The 24,723-nt window shown below is 47.5% G+C and carries 19 protein-coding genes and 1 other RNA gene; 6 read left to right on the forward strand and 14 right to left on the reverse strand.

Annotation, left to right across the window (positions count from 1 at the left end):
* Positions 1 to 61: 61 nt before the first annotated feature.
* Entirely contained in the window at positions 62 to 1,312 is a 1,251-nt protein-coding gene (locus DWY89_RS08580; RefSeq protein WP_118523496.1) for an argininosuccinate synthase, read from the reverse strand.
* Positions 1,313 to 1,712: 400 nt separating this feature from the next.
* On the opposite strand from DWY89_RS08580, the gene DWY89_RS08585 reads away from it, so the two are divergent.
* Positions 1,713 to 2,867 (forward strand): NADP-dependent malic enzyme, encoded by a 1,155-nt coding sequence (locus DWY89_RS08585; RefSeq protein WP_118490588.1) that lies wholly within the window; start codon positions 1,713 to 1,715, stop codon positions 2,865 to 2,867.
* 87 nt (positions 2,868 to 2,954) lie between these two features.
* Complete coding sequence (locus tag DWY89_RS08590) at positions 2,955 to 3,494, forward strand: DUF4364 family protein (protein ID WP_118490586.1); 540 nt, start codon at positions 2,955 to 2,957, stop codon at positions 3,492 to 3,494.
* A gap of 203 nt (positions 3,495 to 3,697) precedes the next feature.
* Here DWY89_RS08590 and glmS read toward each other — a convergent pair whose 3' ends face one another.
* Positions 3,698 to 5,539 (reverse strand): glutamine--fructose-6-phosphate transaminase (isomerizing), encoded by a 1,842-nt coding sequence (gene glmS / locus DWY89_RS08595; RefSeq protein WP_107000109.1) that lies wholly within the window; start codon positions 5,537 to 5,539, stop codon positions 3,698 to 3,700.
* Between the two features lie 388 nt (positions 5,540 to 5,927).
* Between glmS and DWY89_RS08600 the strand changes: the two genes are divergently transcribed.
* Entirely contained in the window at positions 5,928 to 6,917 is a 990-nt protein-coding gene (locus DWY89_RS08600) for a site-specific integrase (RefSeq protein WP_118523497.1), read from the forward strand.
* Here the strand turns inward: DWY89_RS08600 and DWY89_RS08605 are convergent.
* Entirely contained in the window at positions 6,853 to 8,394 is a 1,542-nt protein-coding gene (locus DWY89_RS08605) for a carboxypeptidase M32 (RefSeq protein WP_118524586.1), read from the reverse strand. The two genes, DWY89_RS08600 and DWY89_RS08605, sit on opposite strands and share 65 nt — an antisense overlap.
* A gap of 358 nt (positions 8,395 to 8,752) precedes the next feature.
* On the opposite strand from DWY89_RS08605, the gene DWY89_RS08610 reads away from it, so the two are divergent.
* A complete protein-coding gene (locus tag DWY89_RS08610) occupies positions 8,753 to 9,205 on the forward strand; it encodes an NUDIX hydrolase (protein ID WP_022358438.1) in 453 nt (150 codons plus the stop codon).
* Between the two features lie 524 nt (positions 9,206 to 9,729).
* A complete protein-coding gene (locus DWY89_RS08615; protein WP_118523498.1) occupies positions 9,730 to 11,046 on the forward strand; it encodes a 6-phosphofructokinase in 1,317 nt (438 codons plus the stop codon).
* Between the two features lie 203 nt (positions 11,047 to 11,249).
* On the opposite strand, the gene DWY89_RS08620 is transcribed toward DWY89_RS08615, so the two are convergent.
* From DWY89_RS08620 to leuC, 8 genes are all read right to left on the reverse strand, one after another.
* On the reverse strand, positions 11,250 to 13,556 hold the full coding sequence (locus DWY89_RS08620) for a SpoIID/LytB domain-containing protein (protein ID WP_243022804.1): 2,307 nt from the start codon (positions 13,554 to 13,556) through the stop codon (positions 11,250 to 11,252).
* 47 nt (positions 13,557 to 13,603) lie between these two features.
* On the reverse strand, positions 13,604 to 14,860 hold the full coding sequence (locus tag DWY89_RS08625) for an AI-2E family transporter (protein ID WP_107000114.1): 1,257 nt from the start codon (positions 14,858 to 14,860) through the stop codon (positions 13,604 to 13,606).
* A 120-nt stretch (positions 14,861 to 14,980) separates the two neighbouring features.
* A non-coding RNA gene (gene ssrS, locus DWY89_RS08630) (6S RNA) lies at positions 14,981 to 15,161 on the reverse strand.
* Between the two features lie 138 nt (positions 15,162 to 15,299).
* Complete coding sequence (locus tag DWY89_RS08635; RefSeq protein WP_118523499.1) at positions 15,300 to 15,962, reverse strand: HAD family hydrolase; 663 nt, start codon at positions 15,960 to 15,962, stop codon at positions 15,300 to 15,302.
* Between the two features lie 299 nt (positions 15,963 to 16,261).
* Positions 16,262 to 17,083: a cell wall hydrolase gene (locus DWY89_RS08640; protein ID WP_022359395.1), complete on the reverse strand. Its 822-nt coding sequence runs from the start codon at positions 17,081 to 17,083 to the stop codon at positions 16,262 to 16,264.
* 642 nt (positions 17,084 to 17,725) lie between these two features.
* Positions 17,726 to 18,193 carry a Cys-tRNA(Pro) deacylase gene (ybaK, locus tag DWY89_RS08645; protein ID WP_117796452.1) on the reverse strand — a complete coding sequence of 156 codons (468 nt, stop codon included), beginning with the start codon at positions 18,191 to 18,193 and terminating at the stop codon, positions 17,726 to 17,728.
* A 40-nt stretch (positions 18,194 to 18,233) separates the two neighbouring features.
* Positions 18,234 to 18,719, reverse strand: a complete 486-nt coding sequence (leuD, locus tag DWY89_RS08650) for a 3-isopropylmalate dehydratase small subunit (protein ID WP_022359393.1) — start codon at positions 18,717 to 18,719, stop codon at positions 18,234 to 18,236.
* Between the two features lie 183 nt (positions 18,720 to 18,902).
* The gene (gene leuC, locus DWY89_RS08655; protein ID WP_022359392.1) at positions 18,903 to 20,168 is read right to left on the reverse strand and encodes a 3-isopropylmalate dehydratase large subunit; all 1,266 of its coding nucleotides are present in this window, start codon (positions 20,166 to 20,168) and stop codon (positions 18,903 to 18,905) included.
* A gap of 338 nt (positions 20,169 to 20,506) precedes the next feature.
* Between leuC and DWY89_RS08660 the strand changes: the two genes are divergently transcribed.
* Entirely contained in the window at positions 20,507 to 21,391 is an 885-nt protein-coding gene (locus DWY89_RS08660) for a LysR family transcriptional regulator (RefSeq protein WP_118472024.1), read from the forward strand.
* 245 nt (positions 21,392 to 21,636) lie between these two features.
* Here DWY89_RS08660 and DWY89_RS08665 read toward each other — a convergent pair whose 3' ends face one another.
* The 3 genes from DWY89_RS08665 to ilvN all read right to left on the reverse strand — a co-directional run bounded on the left by DWY89_RS08665 (position 21,637) and on the right by ilvN (position 24,613).
* On the reverse strand, positions 21,637 to 22,809 hold the full coding sequence (locus DWY89_RS08665; RefSeq protein ID WP_182434545.1) for an acyltransferase family protein: 1,173 nt from the start codon (positions 22,807 to 22,809) through the stop codon (positions 21,637 to 21,639).
* Between the two features lie 144 nt (positions 22,810 to 22,953).
* Positions 22,954 to 23,976, reverse strand: coding sequence for a ketol-acid reductoisomerase (gene ilvC, locus DWY89_RS08670; RefSeq protein ID WP_107000119.1), 1,023 nt, complete (start codon positions 23,974 to 23,976; stop codon positions 22,954 to 22,956).
* A 136-nt stretch (positions 23,977 to 24,112) separates the two neighbouring features.
* On the reverse strand, positions 24,113 to 24,613 hold the full coding sequence (gene ilvN, locus DWY89_RS08675; RefSeq protein ID WP_022360536.1) for an acetolactate synthase small subunit: 501 nt from the start codon (positions 24,611 to 24,613) through the stop codon (positions 24,113 to 24,115).
* Positions 24,614 to 24,723 lie beyond the last annotated feature (110 nt).

A 24,723-nucleotide genomic window follows, 5' to 3' on the forward strand; every position in this document is an offset into this window, starting at 1 on the left:
AACCAATGGTCACCATCGGCTGCGGGCTTGTCGCCTGCAGATTATTTATTATTTTCCTAAATTACTCTACGCCTGGAAAATGCTCGCCGGTCTTTGCTGCCAGAACTTCGTCGTTCAGGGCGCGAACCTTGATCGGAAGTCCAAACAGGTTGATGAATCCAGCGGAATCTGCCTGATCGTAGCAGTCATCCTCATCGAAGGTAGCCATACCTGCGGAATACAGGCTGTACGGGGATGTAACAGATGCCGGAATAATGTTGCCCTTGTAGAGTTTCAGTTTTACATCACCGGTTACGGTCTCCTGTGTGGAATCAACAAATGCGCTCATCGCCTTGCGAAGCGGTGTGTACCACTGACCGTTGTATACTAACTCAGCGAACTTGAGAGCCAGCTGCTGTTTGTAGTGCTGTGTCTCTTTGTCCAGAGTGATTTCTTCCAGTTTCTCATGTGCCTTGTAAAGAATAGCTCCGCCAGGAGTCTCATAAACACCGCGGCTCTTCATGCCAACCAGACGGTTCTCTACGATATCCAGCAGACCACAGCCATTCTCACCGCCTAATTTGTTCAGAGTCTCGATTACCTTCTCTGCATCCATCTCCTCGCCATTTACACTGGTCGGAACACCCTTCTCGAAGTGGATGGTTACATAAGCAGCTTTATCCGGTGCATTCTCCGGAGATACGCCCAACTCAAGGAATCCAGGTTTGTTGATCGGAGCCTCGTTTGCCGGATCCTCCAGATCCAGACCCTCATGGGACAAATGCCACAGGTTCTTATCCTTTGAGTAGTTGGTCTCTTTCGTAATCTTTAACGGAATGTTGTGAGCCTCTGCGTACTCGATCTCTTTTTCACGGGAATTCAGTTCCCAGAAACGCCACGGAGCGATAACATCCATCTGCGGAGCAAATGCCTTGATAGCCAGTTCGAAACGAACCTGATCGTTTCCTTTACCGGTACAGCCGTGGCAGATAGCGTCTGCGCCCTCTTTCTTCGCAATTTCAACGATTCTCTTAGCGATAATCGGACGAGCGAAGGAAGTACCTAACAGGTAATGCTCATAAGTAGCGCCAGCCTTCATGGTCGGGATGATGTACTCATCTACGAACTCTTTCTTCAGATCCTCGATGTACAGCTTGGAAGCACCTGTCTTTAATGCCTTCTCTTCCAGACCATCCAGCTCCGCACCCTGACCTACGTCAGCGGAAACTGCGATAACCTCACAGCCATAGTTTTCTTTCAGCCACGGGATTAAAACCGATGTGTCCAGACCGCCTGAATATGCAAGAACAATTTTATTATATTTCTTAGCCATTTTTCATTTCCTCCAATCATTTGCCTGCGTGATGCTTTTTTCTTTGTCCATCCAGTCAACTAAGACCGGCAGATTTATATGCCTCACGTGAAATTACCCAGATTATACCTCCTTGATCCTAATTATGCAATACTTTTTTTGCATTTTTATGAATAATTTTTGTATAAAAACGTGTTTTATGCATTTTTCATGTGTTTTATGCATAAAAATAACATTTACGAACTTCATTTATATGCTATGCTACATGATAGGTATAAGTATTATAAATAAGTGGTACTGTGTGTGTACAGTAACATGGTACTGCCCTTCCTGCATTCTAAAATATGCATCTTGATTTAAAATGTCAAAATTGCTATTATAATGTAAGAATAAAATGAAAGCATTCGAAAGGATAAAAACCATGACGATCAATGAAAAAGCACTCGAACTTCATGAAAAATGGAACGGCAAGCTCGATACCGTCTCCAAAGTACAGGTAAAAACCAGAGAGGATCTGGCTCTGGCATACACACCGGGCGTTGCAGAACCATGTAAGGTAATTGCAAAAGATCCGGAAGCTGCATACCGCTACACCATCAAGTCCAACACTGTAGCCGTTGTCTCCGACGGAAGCGCCGTTCTGGGACTTGGCAATATCGGACCGTTAGCAGCTATGCCGGTTATGGAAGGAAAAGCCGTTCTGTTTAAAGAGTTCGGCGGCATCAATGCATTCCCGATCTGCCTCGACACACAGGACACCGAGGAGATCATCGAGACAGTTGTCCGCATTGCCCCGGCATTCGGCGGTATCAACCTGGAGGACATCTCCGCACCGCGCTGCTTTGAGATCGAGGAACGTTTAAAGAAACTGTTAAACATTCCGGTTTTCCACGATGATCAGCACGGAACCGCCATCGTCGTACTGGCAGGCATCATCAACGCCCTGAAAGTAACCGGCAAGAAGAAGGAAGACTGCCGCGTCGTTGTCAACGGCGCCGGAAGCGCAGGCGTTGCCATTACCAAACTGCTCTTAAACTACGGATTCCCGCATATCACCATGTGTGATAAGACCGGTATGCTCTGCAAGGGCATGGAAGGGCTTAACTGGATGCAGGAAAAGATGGTCGAAGTTACCAACTTAGAGCACAAGACGGGCACACTTGCCGATGCATTAAAAGGCGCTGACATCTTCGTAGGCGTGTCTGCTCCGGGCATCGTTTCCCAGGAGATGGTTGCTTCCATGAATAAGGATTCCATTCTCTTCGCAATGGCAAACCCGGTACCGGAGATCATGCCGGATCTGGCAAAAGCTGCTGGTGCAAGAGTCGTAGGAACCGGACGTTCCGATTTCCCGAACCAGGTCAACAACGTTCTCATCTTCCCAGGCATCTTCCGCGGCGCTCTGGAAGGACGCGCAACCGCTATCACCGAAGAAATGAAACTGGCTGCTGCCAACGCAATTGCTGCTCTGGTTGATGACAGCGAATTGAGCGACGAGAACATTCTTCCGGCAGCATTTGATCCGCGTGTAGCTGACGCTGTTTCCAAGGCTGTGAAGGAACACATTAAGAAATAAACGTAACAATTCAAGCGATTCTCGCATTTACCGTAAGAACCGCACAAAATTTGCACAGTTACGAAATAATAATAAAGGAGTTTTTCCATGCTGGCTGAACCGATGACACTTTACAAACTGATGAATCTCTATATGCTGCACCAGGTCAATTTTCCGCTGACCAACGCGCAGCTCTCCAATTTTTTCCTGGATCGTGAGTACACCACGTATTTCACACTCCAGAAGGCCTTGAACGAGCTTCTGGATGCAGGTCTGGTAAAAAAGGAGACGATGCGGAACAGCTCCCGCTATGAGATCACTAAGGAGGGCGAGGAAACGCTGGAATTTTTCGGCAAAAACATCTCTCCTGCCATCGTCAGCGACATGGATGAATACCTGAAACAGAACCGCTTCCGCATGCGAAACGAGGTAGGACTGATCTCCGATTTCTATAAATCGACCAATCAGGACTACATCGTTCACTGCGAGGTGCGGGAAGGAAAAGCCGTTCTTGTCAATCTCGATATCTCCGTTCCGGATAAGGAGCAGGCGGAAATCATGTGCAATCACTGGAAGGATCGAAGCCAAGAGATTTATGCTTATGTGATGAAATCTTTGATGAGTGAGCATGGGGTGGAGAAAAAATAAAGACGATAAAAAATCGCATACGAGACGAAAAAGAGAGTCCTCCGCGTGATTGCAAAATCACACGGAGGACTCTCTTTTTCTGTTTAGTTTCAAGCAAAAAACAAGGTCTGCGTCTGACATTTTATGCCTTTTTGCAAACCTTGTCTTTTCTTTCCATTTATATTACTTTTTCTAGATCTATAACAACACCATAAAAAGCTCTATTACTCTACCGTAACACTCTTCGCCAGGTTTCTAGGCTTATCTACATCCAGTCCCTTCGATACACTTACATAATATCCCAGCAGCTGCAGCGGCACAACCGCTAAGCTCGGTGTGAAGTGCTCGTCAGTCTTCGGTATATAGACTGCGAAATCGACGGTGTCTTCAATATTGTAGTTGCCTGCAGTTGTGAGTCCCATGAGGTAGGCGCCGCGGCATTTTACTTCTACCATGTTGCTGATCATCTTCTCATACAGGGCTTCCTGGGTCAGGATGCTGACTACGAGGATACCATCCTCAATCAGGCTGATGGTTCCGTGTTTTAATTCTCCGGCTGCATACGCTTCGGAATGGATGTAGCTGATCTCTTTTAATTTCAGGCTGCCTTCCATGCTGACTGCGTAGTCGATGCCGCGGCCGATGAAGAACACGTCTTTTGCATTGGCATATTTCGCTGCGAACCACTGGATGCGTTCTTTGTCATCTTCGAGCAGCTTCGCGATCTGATCCGGCAGTTCCTGCAGGGCTGCAAGGAGTTCTTCATATTTTTCTTCTGTGATCGTACCGCGCACATGGGCAAACTGCACGCCCAGAAGATATCCGGCAACCAGCTGTGTGCTATATGCCTTGGTGGTCGCCACCGCAATCTCCGGACCTGCCAATGTGTAGAAAATATGATCTGCCTCACGCGCAATCGTGGAACCTACTACATTGACAATCGCCATCGTAGGAACGCCCTGGCTCTTTGCCAGACGCAGGGCTGCCAGGCTGTCGGCTGTCTCGCCCGACTGGCTGATGATGATAACCAGACTGTTCTCTTCCAGAATCGGGTTCCGGTAACGGAACTCGGAAGCCAGCTCGACGCGGACCGGAATACGCGCCAGATCTTCGATCACATACTGCGCTGCCACGCCTGCATGGTAAGCAGAACCACACGCTACGATATAAATACGCTTTAACGAACGAATGACATCATCGGAAAGTCCCGCCTCGGTCAGGTCAATATGACCATCGCGAATGACTGAATTTAATGTATCCCGAACCGCACGCGGCTGTTCATGGATCTCCTTAATCATGAAATGCTCATAACCTCCCTTTTCAGCAGCTTCTGCATCCCACTCAATCGTCACAAGTTCTTTCTGAATCTCTTCCTGATCAATATTATAGAAAGTAACCTCTCCCTTATGTAAGCGTCCCAATTCCTGATTGCCGATATAGTATACCTTGCGGGTATATGGAAGCAGGGGCGGAACATCCGACGCGATAAAGGATTCACCCTCGCCTACTCCGATGATCATCGGGTTATCCTGACGGGCTACAAAGATCTCCTCCGGATAATCCTTAAACATAACCGCCAGTGCATACGTGCCACGGATACGCATCATCGCACGCGCCATCGCATCGAGCGGTCCCTCGTTGTATTTCTTATAATAATGATCGATCAGCTTTACAGCCACCTCTGTATCAGTATCTGAATAAAACGTATATCCATTTTTAATCAGTTTTTCGCGAATTTCCTGATAGTTTTCGATAATACCATTGTGAACCGCTACCACGCTGCGGTCATCCGTGCAGTGCGGATGTGCATTGTTCTCAGACGGCTCCCCGTGTGTCGCCCAGCGGGTATGACCGATACCGCAGTTGCCCCGCATTGCGCGTCCATTGTCTGTTTTCTCTGCCAGCGCGCGCAGACGTCCCTTCGCCTTTACAACCTCCGGTACACGTTCTCCGTCTCTGACTGCCAGACCTGCTGAATCGTATCCACGATATTCAAGCTTCTCCAGACCCGCTAATAAGATCGGAGCCGCCTGCTGGTCTCCTGTATATCCTACGATACCACACATACAATTATTCCTCCTTTTTCCAACCAGGCGAGCCGCTGCCATCATATCGCCTCAGACACTCCCGCCTTCGTATCTCTATCTCAAGAATATGATAAATCTATTGATTCTTCAAAATAGAATCTTCTATAAAATATGTCGTTTATCCCTAAATAGCGCCTGACCGGCACCTTCGATATAGACTTTCTTCTCAGTCATGTACATATTCTGTCTCATTATACCAAAAAAGAATCTTCTTGTCAGCATTTGCTGTAATATTTTCGTCAGTCATCATATAGACACATCTCATTTTAAAACCCTCCGCTATAAGCAGTCACATATTTCTTCTGCATATCTGCCTGTAAAATAACGATTGTCCACGACAACTATTTTTTATACAGGAGGTTTCATCATGAAAAACGAAACAATGTACTTTAACGATCTTCTTTCCATCTGGCTGGAAAAGCAGAAACAGGCGCGAGCCCTGTCTACCTATGTGAAATACCGGCATCTGGCAGACCGTTATATCTCCCCTTATTTTAGATCCATCCAGCTTTCAAAGGTCGATCTGCCTATGCTTCAGACATTCCGCAATTCCCTTTTATCCCCGGATTCCCTGCATCCGCTTGGGAACGGAACTATCCGCTGTATTCTTCTGCTCGTCAACTCCATTCTGCGTCTTTCCTATGAAACCGGGCAGACAAACGGCATTCTCTATCTCCCGCCCCGTCTTCCAAAAAAGCGCCCTGAAGTACCTGTTTTTACCCTTCAGGAACAGGAACAGCTCGAACACTATCTAACTGCCCATACAGGAGTCTCCGAAGCCGTCATCTATCTGGGACTCTATACAGGGCTGCGGGTTGGAGAACTCTGCGCCCTGCGTTGGGAAAATATTCATTTTTCCGATCGCTATCTCCATGTCCGACACACGGTGCAGCGCCTGACGCGCCTTGACACAACCCATAAATCAGAACTCATTTTATCCGGTCCCAAAAGCATCTCCTCCAACCGTTTGGTTCCCCTGCCCGCTTTCCTTCTGCCGATCCTACAGCCATATTCTCATCCGGAACACCCGGATTATTTTCTGCTGTCACAATCTGCCAGCTCCCCGATGGATCCGCGAACCTTCCAGAATCACTACCAGCGCATTCTATCACAAGCCGGACTGCGCTATCTGAATTTTCATGCAATCCGGCACACGTTTGCCACCCGCTGTATCACAAATGGCATGGATCCCAAAACGCTCAGCGAAATTCTGGGACACTCCGATTTGAAAGTCACGCTTGAATACTATTTTCATTCCTCTCTGGAATTCAAGAAAGAACAGATCGACCGCCTTACTGCTCTTTTTCCGGCCGTCCATACTTCTCTTCCAGATATGCCACATAATATGACGGATTAAAATCTTCCCCCGTCATATCGCGCAGGATCTGACGGCTGTCCTTCAATTTGCCATACTGGTGAATATTTTTCCGCAGATATTCGCGGATTTCTCCCAGGTTTCCAGCCTCCAGTAGTTTTTCTACCGGCAATTCCTTCTTCATCTGGTGATAAATCTGCGCGCCAAAGGCATTTCCTAATGCATAGGACGGAAAATAGCCGATCGATCCCTGTGACCAGTGAATATCCTGCAGTACGCCCTCCCGATCCGTGGACGGGCGTACTCCCAGGTATTCTTCATACTTATCATTCCAGATCTGCGGCAGTTTCTCCACCTCCAGATCCTCCTCAATCAGCATTTTCTCAATTTCATAGCGCACCAGCACATGCAGCGGATAAGAAAGCTCATCCGCTTCCGTCCGGATCAGCCCCCGAACGGTTCTATTAACCGCCGCCAGAAAATCCTCCAGACTCGTCTCCGTCAGCGGGCTTCCAAACATCTGCGCCACTTTTCCATAAATCGGTTTCCAGAATGCATGGCTGCGCCCCACGATATTTTCAAAGAAACGGGACTGGCATTCATGCATTCCCATCGAAGTTCCCTGCCCCACCAGCGTCTGTGTCAGGTCATCCCGGATGCCAAATTCATAGATAGCATGTCCCGTCTCATGCAGCACGGAAAAAATCGAAGAATCAATCCGTTTCTGATAATGCGTCGTGATCCGTACATCATGATTGTGCAGATTCGTCGTAAACGGATGGGCGCTGAGTGCCAGTACTCCCCGGTCAAAATCAAAGCCCTCATACTCTGCTAGGAAACGCGCCGCCTCTGCCTGCGCCGCCTCCGGATAATCTGCGGATAAAAAGGCGTCCGGAACCGTCTTCGAGCGCTCTGCCGATTCTTTCAAAAGCGGCACGATTTTCCCTTTCATCAGCTCAAAAAATGGATCTAACATCTCCATATTAAAACCTTTTTCGTAGGTATCCAGCATCACATCGTAAAGCTTCTGTCCCGGCTTTGCCCGGTACGCCGCAAATTTCTTCTGATAGGAAATAATCTCCTTCAAAACAGGGGCAAATGAAGCAAAATCATTTTTCTCTCGCGCACGCGTCCAGATTCCCGTCGCACGCGCCGTAAGTTCTGCATACGCACGGTATTCCTCCGGCGGAATGCAGGAAAGCCGCTCCTGCTCCTCGGCTGCTTCCCGGAGAATTGCCGACTGCACCTCATCAAATACGCCCGCATTCTCTTTTTCTGCTTTCTGGCAGGCATCCAGCAGCTCCTTAAAACGCATTGACGCCAGAATCTCCTGATACTGCTCCGAAAGTGAACCTATCACCCGCGCGGTATGCTCCGCTGCACCCTTCGGTGCCAGCGTCTCATCATCCCACTCAAACAAAACCATCGACGTCTGAAGCGCCATCGCCCGCTCCAAAAGAGACTGCAGCTCCTCAAACTGTTTTTTTACATTCTGATTCTTCTGTTCTGTCTGTGCCATTTTCCTGCCTCCTGTCTTTTTTTCGTAATTCTATCATCCAAATTCTGTGTATTTTTTAGGTTCCGCTGCACATATGCCTGCATTCTTTTGTAATATGAGCCATTTCCATCTTCATCATACCAGATTTTCTTTCTTCTGTTTCTTATATCTTTCTTATGATTTTTTACAGTTCACACATTGTGCAAACTGTAACAGGATTTTCTCATGATGCCTTATGTGACTTTCCAATCTTGCATAATCATGCAAAACGCGGTATACTAAAACCAGTATAAATCATATGCATAAAGCTGGTTCCCGGCACACGGATATACGCCACGAATCAACTTCCATGCACACACCAGGACAGGAGGGATTGCAGATGATCGAAGCAACGAGCTGCGGCGGTGTGGTTATATTTCGGGGAAAATTACTCGTTCTTTACAAAAACTACCGGAACAAATACGAAGGCTGGGTTCTTCCCAAAGGAACCGTAGAACCGGGCGAAGACTTCAAGCAGACCGCCCTCCGGGAGGTTCATGAGGAGACTGGCGTCGCCGCCTCCATCATCAAGTACATTGGCAAAAGCCAGTACACCTTCAACACCCCTCAGGATACCATCGAAAAGACCGTGCACTGGTATCTGATGATGGCGGACAGCTACTACAGCAAGCCGCAGCGCGAAGAATACTTCGTCGATTCCGGCTACTACAAATTTTACGAAGCCTACCACCTTCTGAAATTTTCCAACGAAAAACAGATCCTGGAAAAAGCCTACAATGAGTATCTGGATCTGAAAAAGGCAAATTTGTGGGGGAATCGGAAATACTTTTAATCACAAGAACAAAGAGGCTGTTGCAAAATCATTATCAAAAATAGATGATTGAGCGGCAGCTTCCATTTCTCTGCAAGCTAATCTGGGTTAAAATTCGCGGTTTTCCTGTTAAAAAAGGCTTTTCGGTAATTTCCTATGAAACAAAAAACACCCCGTCCGCTGCACAAAGCCAACGAACAGGGTATTAAAAAGGGGAGGATAAGTATTCAAAAATTTCTCTTTTGTGATACTAACAGTATGACCCGTTTCTGCTATTCTATACATCAATCTCCTAATTTTTATAAGCCCTTTATCTACTTCCCGAGTATCCGCTTTTCATATTATTTATCATATATGCCTTTTTCTCTTGCTTTCTTCCTCTCTTTCCGCTACAATAGATACGTTTTGAGTTGTACTTTTTAATTTATTTTTACCTCTATGAAAAATACAACTCCAGCAAATCATTTTATGTACATTTTTATATTGATCTAAAACTTTTTATACCATAAACCTTGTACTTACCTCACAAAAAGGAGATTTACCTTATGAACAAGAAAAACATCTTAGTCGGACAGTCCGGCGGACCGACCGCGGTTATCAACGGGAGCCTTTACGGCGTTATCTGCGAAGGTGCGCGCCACAGCGATGCTGTTGGCTGCGTCTACGGTATGATCAATGGAATCGAGGGCTTTCTCGCGGATTCTTATATGAACCTTTCAGAAACACTCTCCGATGACGATCTGGAACTTCTTCGCCTGACTCCGGCGGCGTATCTGGGTTCCTGCCGTTTTAAACTCCCTGAGAACCTCTCCGACAGCTTCTACCGCGTCCTCTTTGAAAAACTGGAGCGGCTGGACATCGGCTATTTCTTTTACATCGGCGGCAACGACTCGATGGACACCGTCAGCAAGCTTTCCCGCTATGCGGCGCAGATCAAAAGCCCGATCCGCTTTATCGGCATTCCCAAGACGATCGACAACGATCTCGTCCTGACCGATCACACGCCGGGATACGGCAGCGCTGCCCGCTATGTCGCTGCATCCGTCCGTGAAATTGCGCTGGACGCCTCTGTCTATCAGCAGAAATCGGTCACCATCGTTGAGATCATGGGACGCCATGCCGGATGGCTGACGGCTGCCTCTGCCTTAGCACGCAAGGAAGCCGGTGACAATCCGCTCTTAATCTATCTGCCGGAAGCTCCATTTGAGCTGGCACAATTTAATGACGACTTAAAGAAAGCGTTTGAAAAGACAGCGAATGTCATCGTCTGCGTCTCCGAGGGCATCCGCGACCACGGCGGTCGTTTTATCTGCGAATATTCAACCGAAGCCCAGGTCGACACCTTCGGTCACAAAATGTTAGCCGGATGCGGAAAAATTCTGGAAAATTATGTCCGCAACCAGTTCGGCGTCAAGGTCCGCTCGGTCGAGCTCAACGTCAACCAGCGCTGCTCCGGTCTCACCGTTTCCGGTACTGATTTAAACGAGGCTGAAATGGCAGGTCGTTTCGGCGTCCAGGCAGCCCTGGACGGTCACACTGGACAGATGGTCGCATTTGAGCGTGAGACTGATACAGCTGCTTCTGAACCTGTTCATGCAGCTGCTGCCGTTTCAAACGCTACGGACTTAGGCGCAGCATCCGCTTCATGCGTAAAACATCGTAACACTGTATATAAAATTCATCCAGTTCTCAAGGATGTCAATCTGATCTGCAATCAGGAAAAGAAAGTACCTGCTGAGTGGATCACGAAAAACGGTACCGATGTCAGCGATGATTTCCTGGCTTACTCGCAGCCGCTGATCCAAGGGGACGTTTCCCATATTATGGAAAACGGACTTCCAAAATATTTGTACCGCAAATAGTCCGTCACACAGTATAACTGCTTCATCCTTGAAATCCATACAAGCAACAGAAAAAGAGACGCTTCTTTCATTTTACGAATGCGTCTCTTTTCTACTTAATAATACATAATACCTGAATTTTTTCTAATTTACCCCAATCACACACTCTTATCATTTGGGGAGGAATCCTGACCGTGCCCTTTCAGCGCAGCCATCTTCTAAATCTAATCTTCCTCACAATCCCGAATTTCAACCCCATCATAAAAGAACATCAGAATCTCTTCATAATTCTTGCCTTCGCGCGCCATCTCCTGTGCGCCGTTCTGGCTCATGCCGACTCCGTGACCGTAGCCGCCGCCCCAGATGGTAAATGTGCGGATGTCTTTTTCCTCATCCCTGGCAGTTTCATCCACCGAGAAAAAGGCACTCGGTAGCGTACTCCATCCTGTCAATTCGGTTCCGTCATTTTTCTTATAAACGAGTGATTCCGAGCCGAGGACACTCCGGATCTGACTCTGACCTTTCAGTGTCTTGGTTCCCTCGCTTCCGACGATCTGCACCGTCTGGGCGATGCCACCCGTACCGCGGGAAGTCACAAAAATACCCTGAATCTCGCCGATGGTATCTACCTTCTGCTGCAGCTTCTTATTCGTGATCGTTGTTTTCCAGCGGTACATCGGGAACGAGGAATCATAATTCTGCTCACCCTGTCCCTGGATAAACTTGAGAAATGTGTCGTTGTCCGTCAAATCCGGAATCTTCTTCTTTTCCGTCAAACCGATCCCTTTCAGATACGGAACCTCGTCTTTGCTGGCGCCCCAGATCGTTCCATCGGTCGAATATCCGCAGGAAGTTGAAAAATAATACGTTTCCGCCGGGGTATCGTTGTAATATACAATCTTCCCGTCCGTCTCCTTGACTGCCAGATTCGTCCGCTCACTGCTCTCTGTATTATTGTACACCTGATAGTTCGTGCTGTCATCAACGTGTGCGCCGTAACGGCTGTAGGCATTCGCCTTGATCTGCCGGTAGGCATACGTCCGTGCGCAAACTGCCTGCGCCTTGAGCGCCTCCAGCTCATAATTAGATGGCATCTCGCTCGGCACTACGCGTGTCAGGTAATCTTCGACGTCCAGCTCATTGATCAGAAGCAGTCCATCCGACTCCTCGCTCAACTCGAAGCTGCCGAAATACGACGGCGTTCCCTGCGCCCGCTTGGTACTCAGGATGCGGATCTCCTTCTGCGGGTCTTCCAGCGTGATCGTCATGCGCCCTTCTTTCAGACGGTCATCGCCAGGACTCACGGACAATTTCGTTCCCGGGCTCAAAGTTTCCTCTGATTCGCCCCAGGTCACATGCATCGTGCTGTCCGACTGGAGTACCACCTTCGTGTGAAACAAGGAGGAATAATCATCATTCATGATCAGCACGCGGATGTTCGTCGCTGAAAAATCATGATTTAAGAGCGCTGCGCAAACCTTTTTGCCAGCCACGACAAATTTTCCCAGATCATAGCCGACCAGCACATCCCGCTTTTTCTGCTCCTTGACGACTCCATATGTTTTATATACTTTAAAATCATCGTCCAGTTTCAGCGTTCCGTACCCGTCAATCTCGATCGTATCATCCTTGACCGAGAGTACCTTTCCTTCGATCATGTCTTCCTTGAGCGACAGCTTGCGGATCTTGCCCTTATCCAGCTCGACATCCGCCAGCACGCCATCGGTACGATCCTTGAGCTTTTCTTCCTCTGGAAATGTCCGGACGATCGTGCCAATATACACATCCATCCCACCCGATTCTCCCGGAACGATCCAGACATTCTTATATGTAACTTTTTCAGACTGTACGCCGCACAGCGTGATGATCGAACCATCACGCTCATAGACCTCGATCTTCCGATCGATGCAGGCATCCAGCGACACGCCCTCAAAATTCATCGTTCCCTGATCCGTATATGCCGTCCATGCCGCTGCTTCCTTCACATTTTTCGGTGTTCCATAAAGCACCAGCTTCTGTTTTTTGACCGCGTTTTCCGAATCTGCCTTTTTTAAGAATGACTCATAAAACAGCCACCATTCTTCCTTCGGCATTGCCTTTTTATATTTATTTTTAGATACATTCAGGGCACTCGAAAGCCCTTTTGAAACGCGATCTGCCGCATATGCCGCTTCGCCATAGGTCAGTGCGCCCATCGCGTAGCTTTTACTTATCTTCTCGTCTCCCGGCTCCAGATAGCCTTCCTCAATCATATAGTCAATATATTTGGCATACCATTCATCCTGATCCGGCGTTCCAAAATGGCTTCCGTGTTCTCCCTGCGACGCAACGATGTCGTCCCGGTCTGCAAATGATAACGCCATAGCTTTCGATGCCATGGCGCGTGAAATATCATTATCCGAGTGATCCAAAAATACAATTGCAAAGAGCAGGAGTGCCAGAAAAGCCGGAATCGCCACTGCCCAGTAAACCAGCTTTTTAGGTTTCAGAGACTGTACTGCCTTTCGCGATCTGCCTGTTTTCTTTTCCATATTTCTCCAGCCGCCTTTATTTTTTAACTGTCCTTTCTCATTCACAGTCACTTTTTATTTAACTCCATAAACGTTCCTGTTTTCTCATCAATGTGGTCTAACTTCCGGTATTCGTCTGTCTCCATCGGCAATTTCCGAAGCCGCAGCGACCGGTGCACCGCGCGGGAGATCAAGTCATAAATAACCGCAAATGCCGGTACTGCGATAATCATGCCGACGAAACCAAAGAGTCCGCCAAAGAAGAGAATCGAAAACAGTACCCAGAAACTCGAAAGTCCTGTCGAATTGCCCAGGATCTTCGGTCCCAGAATATTGCCGTCAAACTGCTGCAGAAGCAGAATCCAGATGAGGAAATACACACACTGGAGCGGACTGACTAAGAATACCAGGAACGCTGCAGGTATCGCACCGATGAACGGTCCAAAAAAAGGTATCACATTCGTCACACCGATAATGACGCTCAAAAGCATCGGGAACGGCATATTTAAGATCGTCACACCGATGAAACAGATAATACCGATAATGAGGGAATCCACCAGCTTGCCGATGATGAAGCCGCCGAACATCTGATTGATAAACCGGAGCTCCTCGATTACCAGATTCGCCTGTCTTAGATTCAGGCAGCCATAAACAATCTTCTTTCCCTGTGCTGCCAGTGTATCTTTGATATTTAGCAGATACACCATGACGATCAGACCGATCAGCCAGTTTTTGATAAATTCCAGGACACCCAGCACGCTGCTGGAAAGGCCTGTCACGATCTGTCCAATCCGGTGCATATCAATGTTGGTAAACGATTTCTCCGCCCAGTTCTGAAAAACTGCCAGATTATTTTCAAAACTGCTCAGAACCATATTTTCGATCTCCGGATTATTTTTCAAAATACGCTGAATCCATTCATACACATTCTGCACATACAGCGGAAATGAATCCTGAATGCCGATCAAACTCTCGATCAGCTGCGGGATCATAAGCTGGAACATCCCTACCACAAGCACAATAACCAGCCCCAGACAGGCTGCCGTCGCAAGCATCCGGGCTGCACCACGAACGTATTTGGAATTCTTAGTGACAGAGCCAAGGGTCTTTTCCACGATCCCTGCTACCCAGTTATATGCCGGGGCGGTCAGATACGTCAGCACCGCACCGCAGAGAATCGGCGCGAGGATTTTCACAACCTTGCGGGTGCCCGCCGACACCACATCCCAGTGTTGGATGCTGAACCAGAGCAGTATGCAGACCGCAATCACCGAAACTGCCGTCATCCCCATATAAATGTATTCTTTGAAATCTCTTTTTTCCATACTTATGTTCTTATCCATTCCTCTTTTCTGATTTTACAATGTGCTTCTGGAAAATGTTACATTTTCTTTACACACTTTCTTTTACAGAGAAAGCAGCGATTGCTCGCTGCTTTTATCCTTTGTAACCCCAAAATGCCGGCTCTTACCATATTGACGCCTAGCGCTGCTAGGTGGGCAACCTCACTTAGATTTCTGTCTTCCACTCGAGAGGAGGCCTGACATCCATCTAAAAATATCGGAATCCCGTTAGTCAAAATGTAGGTTCAAAAAAAGCAAGAGTTGTCGAGCATCCCAGGAATTACAAATATTCTCTTTTGATACGGCTATTATACCGCAAGTCGGATGTTTTTTCAAGTTCCATTTTCTGATAATGCGGTCAGGTTGTTACTGTTCAGGTTATCCATCTCTCTATCTTTTTTAAGAAACTCCTTTTTGTCTTTTATACTTCTCCCCACTTCATCAGAAAATCTCCCAGCTCTTCCACCGTCTCAATCTGGTAGTCTGCCCCATTTTCCGTAAACTCTTCCCGGGAACCATATCCATACAGCACTGCCGCACATGGGAGCTGATTTTCATGCGCCCCGATAATATCGTGTTTCCGGTCGCCCACCATGATAACCTTCGATTCCTCCGGTGTTGTTCCCAGATGGTCCAGCGTGTAGGCAATCACATCGCCTTTGCCGACCCGGATCTCCTCCATATCCGCCCCGCCAACCAGGGTAAAGTAGGAAAGCAGATCAAAATGCTCCAGAATCTGAATAGCAAACGGTTCCGGCTTCGAGGTTGCCACCGCCAGCGTAAGACCGGCATCCTTTAAACGTGCCAGCATCTCCCGGATTCCCGGATAGACTTTGTTTTCAAACATTCCCTGTTTCGTAAAATATTCGTGGAAATGGTCAATCGCTTCGCGCGCCTGCGCTTCGCTGAATCCGTAATATTCTTTAAAACTGTCCGACAGCGGCGGTCCGATGAACGGACACAGTTTATCCAGATCCGGCTCATCGATCCCGTATGCCTGCAGCGCATGCTGGACAGACTTTGTGATGCCTTCCTTCGGATCTGTAAGGGTTCCGTCGAGGTCAAATAGTATGATATGGTTCATATGGTTCGTTCTCCTTATTGTAGTCCGCGGTGCATTACTCCGCAGCACACCAGCTTGAAAAAACTACGTTTTCATTGCTTACGACCATTCTAATACATTTTACGCAAAAAAGAAAGACAACTTTTCTCCAGCCATCTTTCTTTTCTGCGTTTCAGTTACTGTTCACGCATACGTGCCCAGCAACGGAATTTGTCGTGGCTTCGCATTTAAATACGGCAAATTTCTGCTGCCACCACGTTTTCTTACGGCACTTTCGGTTCCAAAAGTGCCTACCCGTGAACAGTAACGTGTTTCACTCTTTATTTGTAAAATTCATGTCCACCATGCTGCATGACATAGGTCAGCTTGCCATCGAACCAGCGTACATTGGAGGAAGCAGAGATTCCGCGGTTCATGAAGTACAGGGCGCCGCCCGAGTAATCCTCGCCTTCCAGTGCACGGTTGACGCAGTCAATTGTCTGCTGCGTTACCTTACAGCTGTTGATCGTTCCATCCAGTACCGGTGAGAACTGGGATGGTTCGTACACAACGGCTTTAACGCTGTTCGGGAATTTCTTGTTTTTCACCCGGTTGATGATTACATTTGCAACCAGTATCTTTCCCCTGTCGTCGCACACACCCGCCTCCGCCTGAACAATTTTCTGCAGAACACTGTAATCTTCATCGCTGTAAGAGATGACTGCGCGTTCCCGGCGCTCCCGTTCTTCTGCTTCCTGCGCCGCCTGCTGGGTCTGCATTCGTACTTCTCGTTCGATTACCTCTACTTCCAGAGCTTCCTTCGCAAGTTCATCCTGAATCCCCTGCTCCAGTCTCTGTCCAAGTAGATGCTGACTTTCCTCGTTGGAGGCGAGAATCGTAAATTCTGATAAGCTCTCTGTCTCTGTCGTTTCTTCTGACTGCAGCATTTCTGTCAGTTCCACATCATCCGGATATTCCCGGTGTGCCGAGGCTGCATTTTTGCCAACGCCGCCAAAACTGACCGAATTAAATGCTATCACCGTCACAACCGCTGCCCCCGTCATCAATACGGCTGCGGTCCGGTACATCCTTTTTGTCACACGGACAAATAATGCCTTTATAAACTGATAAGCAGTCTGAAGAAATGTGTCAATGCTTGGCATACACTCTCCTCTTTCTATCAGTGCAGTCCTCCCAAAACCGGTCTGACTGCCATTTAACATCTGCGGCATCTTCTTTGGCTGTCTGATTTTTTCTGACAGCTAAGGACAGATCGTTACTGTTCACACACGTGTGCCCAGCAACGGGATTTTGCCGATGCTGCGCATTCCAAATCGGCAAAATCTGCTGCCAGAACTGTATCGTACGGAATTTTCAGTTCAGAAAATTCCTACCTGTGAACAGTTACGACAGATCCTCTCTGCCTGTGCCGCTTCCTTCAAGTGACGGGAGACATTATATGTGGTTTCCGGCTTCAAAGTCAACGTCTTTTTTACATTTTTGTGACAAATCACGTTCTCATTTAACTTTTCCTTAATATTTATGTGAGCATTTTATAAACTTTTTTGCTTTTTCTTCCCAATTTTTATAAACTTTGGCTGGTATAAAATTTTTAATTTTTTACAATTCTGTTAAATTCTGCCCGTCAAAAAAACAGGCGAATCAAGTCGCCTGTTTTTTATGTCAACTGTAATAGAACAATTATGGTATCTGTAAAGGTGTCAGACAGACTCCGATTATGTGAAACCAACACATATAATCCACTGTCCGGTGTCCGATCACTGCCACTCAAACTTCTTACCACTCTAGATCAGCGCTACAAACTGTGCATCCACATATTTTGCAAGTTCCTCCGGATTCAGAATGACCTGAACACCTCTCTGACCCGCGCTGATGCTGATTTTGTCGAAAATCTGCGCTGTTTCTTCTATATAAGTAGGGAACTTCTTTTTCATGCCGATCGGGGAACAACCACCTCGCATATAGCCAGTCAGCGGAAGAAGTTCCTTCATATGGATCATCTCCACTTTCTTGTCCTTGGAAGCCTTTGCCACCTTTTTCAGGTCCAGCTCCTCATCGACCGGGATACAGCAGACCAGATAGCCGTTCTTATCGCCCTTTAAAACGAGCGTTTTGAACATCGTGTCATGGTCCATCCCCATCATATCCGCCGCATGGCTGCCGGATAAGTCGTCCTCATCTACTTCATACTCGCCTGCTTCATAATCGATTCCAGCCGCGTCTAAAAGACGCATTACGTTTGTTTTTGTCATAAGCTAAACCCTTTCTGGAGACAGATTTAGTGCACTCCTCTTATTTCTGGTTGATATAGTTTACCAGTCCACCGGCTGTGATGATCTTCTGCATGAACTCCGGGAACGCCTGCCCCTGGAAGCTCTGGCCGGTGGTTTTATCGGTAATCACACCGCTGTCAAAATCAACCTCTACCTCATCACCAGCCGCGATTGCTTTTGCAGCCTCCGGGCACTCGATGATCGGCAGACCGATATTAATAGAGTTGCGGTAGAAAATACGTGCAAACGTCTCAGCAATAACACAGCTTACTCCTGCACATTTGATTGCCAGCGGCGCATGCTCGCGGGAAGAACCGCAGCCAAAGTTCTTATTTGCTACGATGATATCACCCTTCTGTACTTTATTTACAAACTCTTTATCAATATCTTCCATACAATGTTTTGCCAGCTCGTTGCCATCCGGAGAGTTTAAGTATCTTGCCGGGATGATAACGTCTGTATCTACATTGTCTCCATATTTAAATACATGTCCATTTGCTTTCATTTCTATATCCTCCTGCGATTTATCCTGTTATTTTATTCCAATTCACGAGACGGCACCTGCGATTGCAGGAACCCCTTCCCCGAACCGTAATATCCGTTTGTAACTGTTCAGCACCTTCACAGTCACCCGCAGATCTACTGAACAGTTACATCCGTTTTACTTATTCCTAAACTTTTATGCCTATTACAGTCCCAGTTCCGCCGGTCCGCTCACTTTTCCGGTAATGGCGCTGGCTGCTGCCACTGCCGGGCTTGCCAGATAAATCTCAGAATCCACGTGTCCCATACGTCCAACGAAGTTACGGTTGGTCGTGGATACACATCTCTCGCCTTCTGCCAGGATACCCATATAACCGCCCAGGCACGGACCGCAGGTCGGAGTGCTGACAACGGCACCAGCCTCGATGAAGGTCTCTAAAAGTCCCTCTTTCATGGACTGTAAATAGATCGCCTGTGTCGCCGGAATCACGATGCAGCGCAGACCTTTTTTCACTTTTCTGCCCTTTAAGATCTCAGCTGCGATACGCATATCCTCGATACGTCCGTTCGTACAGGAGCCAATGACAACCTGATCGATCGCAATGTCACCCACTTCATCGATCGTTCTCGTATTCTCCGGAAGGTGCGGGAAGGATACGGTCGGCTTTAACTCGGATAAATCTATGGTGTACTCTTCGTCATACTCTGCATCCGGATCTGCCTCATATACCTTGAAATCACGTTTAGAATGCTCTTTTAAGTACTCGATGGTCTTCTCATCAACCGGAAAGATACCGTTCTTGCCGCCTGCCTCGATCGCCATGTTGCAGATCGTGAAACGGTCATCCATGGAAAGGTTCTTGATGCCCTCGCCAACAAACTCCATGGAACGGTACAGCGCGCCATCTACGCCGATCATACCGATAATGTGAAGAATGACATCTTTACCACTGACCCATTTTGCCGGTTTGCCGATCAGGTTGAACTTGATCGCGGACGGTACCTTGAACCAAGCCTTACCGGTTACCATGCCAGCTGCCATATCGGTACTGCCGACACCTGTAGAGAATGCGCCAAGTGCGCCGTATGTACAGGTATGGGAATCCGCACCGATGACTGCGTCACCTGCTACAACCAGACCTTTTTCCGGAAGGAGTGCATGCTCGATTCCCATCTCTCCTACGTCAAAATAGTTGGTGATATCATGACGACAGGCAAATTCACGACAGCATTTGCAGTTTTCCGCCGACTTGATATCCTTATTCGGGATAAAATGATCCATAACCAGCGCAATTTTGTCATGATTGAATACCGTCTGGTTGTCCATCTTCTTCATCTCATTGACCGCTACCGGCGTTGTGATATCATTTCCAAGAACCAGATCCAGATCTGCTTCGATCAACTGTCCTGCTTTTACCTCTGCAAGACCCGCGTGCGCTGCCAGGATCTTCTGTGTCATTGTCATTCCCATGATTTATTTCCTCCTGCATATACATACTTGGTAACGGCTCCGATGCCCTTACTGTTATAGGAAAAAACTCTGTTCCAACGGTGCCGCTGCCATCTTTTGCTTTTTTATGTTTGTATTATAGCACCGGTTCTGTTATAATACAAATATATATTATTAATAGATACTATGAGTCGAAGTTATATTGTTACTGTTCACGAGTAGGCACTTTTGGAACCGAAAGTGCCATAAAAAAACGTGGTGGCAGCAGGAATTTGCCGTATTTAAATGCGAAGCCGCGGCAAATTCCATTACTGGGCACGTATGCGTGAACAGTAACTTTATAGATATAAAGGAGTATTATGGAACAGCATTTAACCCAGTACCGTATTTTCTACGCCGTTGCACGCGCCGGTAATATTTCCCGCGCCGCCAAGGAACTTTTTATCAGTCAGCCCGCGATCAGCAAATCAATCAGCAAGCTGGAAGAAAGCCTCGGCATGGCACTTTTTATCCGCAATTCCCGCGGTGTCTCCCTGACCGCAGAGGGACAGGTCTTATTTCAGCATGTGGAAGCCGCCTTTGAAGCACTGGAGCGCGGTGAAAATGAGCTGAAACAGATCCAGAACCTCCACATCGGACAGCTCAAGATCGGCGTCAGCAACACGCTGTGCAAATATATTCTTCTTCCTTATTTAAAGGGATTTATCGCGCAGTACCCGCATGTCCGCATTTTGATTGAAAGTCAGGACACTGCACGCACAATCTCGATGCTGGAACAGCAGAAACTCGACATCGGTCTGATCGCCGAGCCGAAAAACCGCCGCAGCCTTTCATTTCTCCCAGTCATGCGAATCGAGGACACCTTTGTCTGTACCCGGTCGTATCTGGAAAATCTGCGGATCCGCGAAGGTGCCGATGTCGATCCATTCGAATCCGGGACAATCCTGCTGCTCGACCGTAGCAATATGACGCGCACGCACATTGACGCGTACTTTGCAGAGCACGGAATTGAACCGAAGCAGATTTTAGAGGCGACGACGATGGATCTTCTGATTGAATTTGCCAAAACGGGACTCGGAATCGGATGTGTGATCCGCGAGTTCGTGCGGGAAGAATTAAAGGATGGTTCGCTGATCGAACTCCCGCTGGAAGTGCCAATCCGAAACCGAACGATTGGATTTGCTTATCATCCGACGGCGATGACGCGGACGATGAATGATTTTGTGCAATTTTGTTCGGAATAATGAAATAATTGGCAACACGGACGTCATTTCCTATGAAACGAAAAAGTCCGGCGCATGGCGGTCAAGCTGCCATATGCCGGACTTTTTCTGTTTAGTTCCTATTTTTATCAATTTTCGTAACTGTTCAGTACCTTCACAGTCACGCGCAAAAATTCATTAAAAATTGCCTGCGGCAATGGAATTTTTGCCTGCTAGCCCATGTTTTCGTACGGTCAGCGCAGTAAATGCGCAGACCTACTGAGCAGTTACCGATTTTCTTTTAAAATATTCTTCGCACATTTCCACACACATGGAAATATTTTCCCATCTACCAGCCAGACATACACTTTCGAACAAATTCCTATTAAAATACAGCTCAGAACCAGATTCACCCCGATCGCCAGCTTCTCTCCCGCCTCAGAATAAATGCTATAAAACCAACAGGAAAAGCTGGCAATCACAAGCCAGTGTGTCAGGAAGATTCCCATGCTATACTCGCCGATCCACAGAATAATTTTTTTGAGGGTCTCCGGGAGCCAGGTCTCCAGACCGCCGAGCCAGAAGAGACGGAAGCCTAAAATCATCAGGAATGCAGCAACATGACCATAGAATTCCATGGTTCCGAGTCCGCCTGGAAATCCATGCGCTCCCAATGTGGTTCCGATCCAGAAAGATTTTCGAACGAACCAGATGCTGAAAATCCAGAGGGCAGCACCAAAAATGCCATATTTTTCTTCTCCATCTTTAAGCAGATTCTCTTTTCGCTCTCTTTCTTTCATGGACTTCTCAACTGCCCGCATCAGCAGACAGATCCCATTTCCCAGAAGCAGGCAGATATAAAAGCTGTTCATTCCGATCAGCACTGCCGCGACGCCTGCCAGAATCAGAATTTTCTGGCGGGTTCCTACTTCCCGGAGGGCGGATGAAAGTACAAGAGTCAGAATACTTCCCATGAAAGTGTAGGTCAGCATCCAGGACGGACCATAGTACGTTGAATCAGCCTTGAAGATTGTATCAAACCAGGCATAGCGGAGCGCCTTCAGACCGCCTGGCAGATAGCTGTAAAAGTTGCTCAGCCACTCATTTTCCAGACGCGGCGCAACCCGCACTGTGTAGAAGAGACCGCTCCGGTAAAATAGATATGCCAGCAGAAATGTGACCGTCAACGGGCAGGTCAGTTTCAGATAGCGGCGCAGGATCTCTAAACTCCACGAAGTAAATCGCCCGGAATATACCTTATCGGCTATCAGCATTCCGCTGATCATCAAAAAAAGACTAACCCCGAAGGTTCCATAGCGGAGCAGGGGAAGCGGTCCTATTTCCATCAGCGCATTTACCTTATTGCTGCCCCAACTCCCGAATGTACCGAACCAGTGACTTCCAAAGACCGCCAGACAGGCGTATGCCTTGATTATATTTACGTCATCATAGCGTTTCATCCGCGTTTCCTTTCCCATTCATATAAAAAGAATGTGCCTTTTTGTGTAATAGAACATTCCAAAGAATTTCCTATGAAACAAAAAAACAGGACCGCTGCAAACCTGCAGCAGCCCTGTATAAGATTTCCTATATTCGAAAAACGATTAGTTGTTGATCAGCTTATCGTTCTCGTTGTTCCAGCTGTAAAGCTTACGGATCTCTGCGCCGACTTTCTCAGACGGATGCTCGGAAGCAAGCTTTCTCATAGCCTGGAAGTGTACCTGACGACCTGCCGGGGACATATCCAGTAAGAACTCTTTTGCAAAGGTACCGTCCTGGATATCAGACAGAATTTTCTTCATAGCTTTCTTTGTCTCAGCGGTAACGATCTTCGGTCCGGTTACATAATCGCCGTACTCAGCTGTGTTGGAGATGGAGTATCTCATACCAGCGAAACCAGACTGATAAATCAGGTCTACGATCAGCTTCATCTCGTGGATACACTCGAAGTAAGCATTTCTCGGGTCATAACCAGCCTCACACAGAGTCTCGAAACCAGCCTGCATCAGAGCGCAAACACCGCCGCAAAGAACTGCCTGCTCACCGAAGAGGTCTGTCTCAGTCTCGGTACGGAATGTAGTCTCCAGAAGACCAGCTCTAGCGCCGCCAATGCCAAGACCATAAGCCAATGCGCGGTCAAGTGCCTTGCCTGTGTAATCCTGCTCTACTGCTACCAGGCACGGTGTACCTTTACCAGCCTGATACTCACTTCTTACAGTGTGACCCGGTGCCTTCGGAGCGATCATGGTTACATCGACATTCTTCGGCGGTTTGATGCATCCGAAGTGGATGTTAAAGCCATGAGCGAACATAAGCATATTGCCCTCTTCCAGGTTTGGCTCGATGTCTTTCTTGTACATATCTGCCTGAAGCTCATCGTTGATCAGGACCATGATGATATCAGCCTGTTTTGCAGCCTCTGCTGCGGTGTATACTTTAAATCCCTGTGCCTCTGCTTTTGCCCAAGACTTGCTGCCCTCGTAAAGACCAATGATAACATCACATCCGGACTCTTTTAAGTTCAAGGCATGTGCATGACCCTGGCTGCCGTAACCGATAATAGCAATCTTCTGTCCTTCTAATAAGGATAAATTACAATCTTCCTGATAGTAAATCTTTGCTGCCATTTTTCATTTCCTCCTTGGATCTAACAAAAATAAAATAAATTTATTATAAAGCATAGACCGGCGCCTCTCTGTGCGTCTTTGGACCAAACTTTGTAAACCTGTTGAATGCCTTGTATCCAGTCTATCGACTGATGTACTATGGCAGATAGCGGATATCATCGGCACCTCTGGAAAGACCTGTAAGACCTGTTCTGGCTAATTCCAGAATCTCATAATCTTCCAGAAGATTAATCAGCGCGTCCTGTTTGGACTGGTCGCCTGTCAGCATAACAGTGACAGAATCTTTTCCCACATCGACAATCGACGCACGGAAAATCTCGGAAATTGCATTAATCGCCATCCGCTGGTTTGCATTTGCTCTCACCTTGACGAGCATCAGCTCACGGTATACGGAATGACCTTCCCGCAGTTCCTTTATGTCGTGTACATCTTCCAGTTTTCCAAGCTGCTTCTGAATCTGCTCCAGAACCTGATGATCGCCCAGCGATACAACCGTCATACGGGAGTATCTCGGATCCGCGGTCACGCCAACTGTAAGACTTTCGATATTATATCCGCGGCGGCTGAAAAGTCCAGCCACACGGCTTAAAACGCCGGCAGTATTATCTACCAGCAGTGATAACACAATTCTGCTCATGCAATCTTCCCACCTTGATCTTCTGTCTTGTTCGTATTGCCTTAATGATAGCAACCAATTCTCAGTTTGTCAACTAATTAAAAGGAATGCCTAGTATTCCCCAGAGCTAT

The sequence above is a fragment of the Clostridium sp. AF27-5AA genome (genome assembly GCF_003478415.1).
GTDB classification, from domain to species: domain Bacteria; phylum Bacillota; class Clostridia; order Lachnospirales; family Lachnospiraceae; genus Otoolea; species Otoolea fessa.

Coding starts and splice junctions, on each gene's coding strand:
- DWY89_RS08635 (WP_118523499.1), bottom strand. CDS start 15,962: ATGAACCATATCATACTATTTGACCTCGACGGAACCCTTACAGATCCG.
- DWY89_RS08580 (WP_118523496.1), bottom strand. CDS start 1,312: ATGGCTAAGAAATATAATAAAATTGTTCTTGCATATTCAGGCGGTCTG.
- DWY89_RS08605 (WP_118524586.1), bottom strand. CDS start 8,394: ATGGCACAGACAGAACAGAAGAATCAGAATGTAAAAAAACAGTTTGAG.
- ilvC (WP_107000119.1), bottom strand. CDS start 23,976: ATGGCAGCAAAGATTTACTATCAGGAAGATTGTAATTTATCCTTATTA.
- DWY89_RS08640 (WP_022359395.1), bottom strand. CDS start 17,083: ATGCCAAGCATTGACACATTTCTTCAGACTGCTTATCAGTTTATAAAG.
- DWY89_RS08585 (WP_118490588.1), top strand. CDS start 1,713: ATGACGATCAATGAAAAAGCACTCGAACTTCATGAAAAATGGAACGGC.
- glmS (WP_107000109.1), bottom strand. CDS start 5,539: ATGTGTGGTATCGTAGGATATACAGGAGACCAGCAGGCGGCTCCGATC.
- DWY89_RS08600 (WP_118523497.1), top strand. CDS start 5,928: ATGAAAAACGAAACAATGTACTTTAACGATCTTCTTTCCATCTGGCTG.
- ybaK (WP_117796452.1), bottom strand. CDS start 18,193: ATGACAAAAACAAACGTAATGCGTCTTTTAGACGCGGCTGGAATCGAT.
- DWY89_RS08610 (WP_022358438.1), top strand. CDS start 8,753: ATGATCGAAGCAACGAGCTGCGGCGGTGTGGTTATATTTCGGGGAAAA.
- DWY89_RS08625 (WP_107000114.1), bottom strand. CDS start 14,860: ATGGAAAAAAGAGATTTCAAAGAATACATTTATATGGGGATGACGGCA.
- DWY89_RS08590 (WP_118490586.1), top strand. CDS start 2,955: ATGCTGGCTGAACCGATGACACTTTACAAACTGATGAATCTCTATATG.
- DWY89_RS08665 (WP_182434545.1), bottom strand. CDS start 22,809: ATGAAACGCTATGATGACGTAAATATAATCAAGGCATACGCCTGTCTG.
- DWY89_RS08620 (WP_243022804.1), bottom strand. CDS start 13,556: ATGGAAAAGAAAACAGGCAGATCGCGAAAGGCAGTACAGTCTCTGAAA.
- leuC (WP_022359392.1), bottom strand. CDS start 20,168: ATGGGAATGACAATGACACAGAAGATCCTGGCAGCGCACGCGGGTCTT.
- leuD (WP_022359393.1), bottom strand. CDS start 18,719: ATGAAAGCAAATGGACATGTATTTAAATATGGAGACAATGTAGATACA.
- DWY89_RS08615 (WP_118523498.1), top strand. CDS start 9,730: ATGAACAAGAAAAACATCTTAGTCGGACAGTCCGGCGGACCGACCGCG.
- ilvN (WP_022360536.1), bottom strand. CDS start 24,613: ATGAGCAGAATTGTGTTATCACTGCTGGTAGATAATACTGCCGGCGTT.
- DWY89_RS08660 (WP_118472024.1), top strand. CDS start 20,507: ATGGAACAGCATTTAACCCAGTACCGTATTTTCTACGCCGTTGCACGC.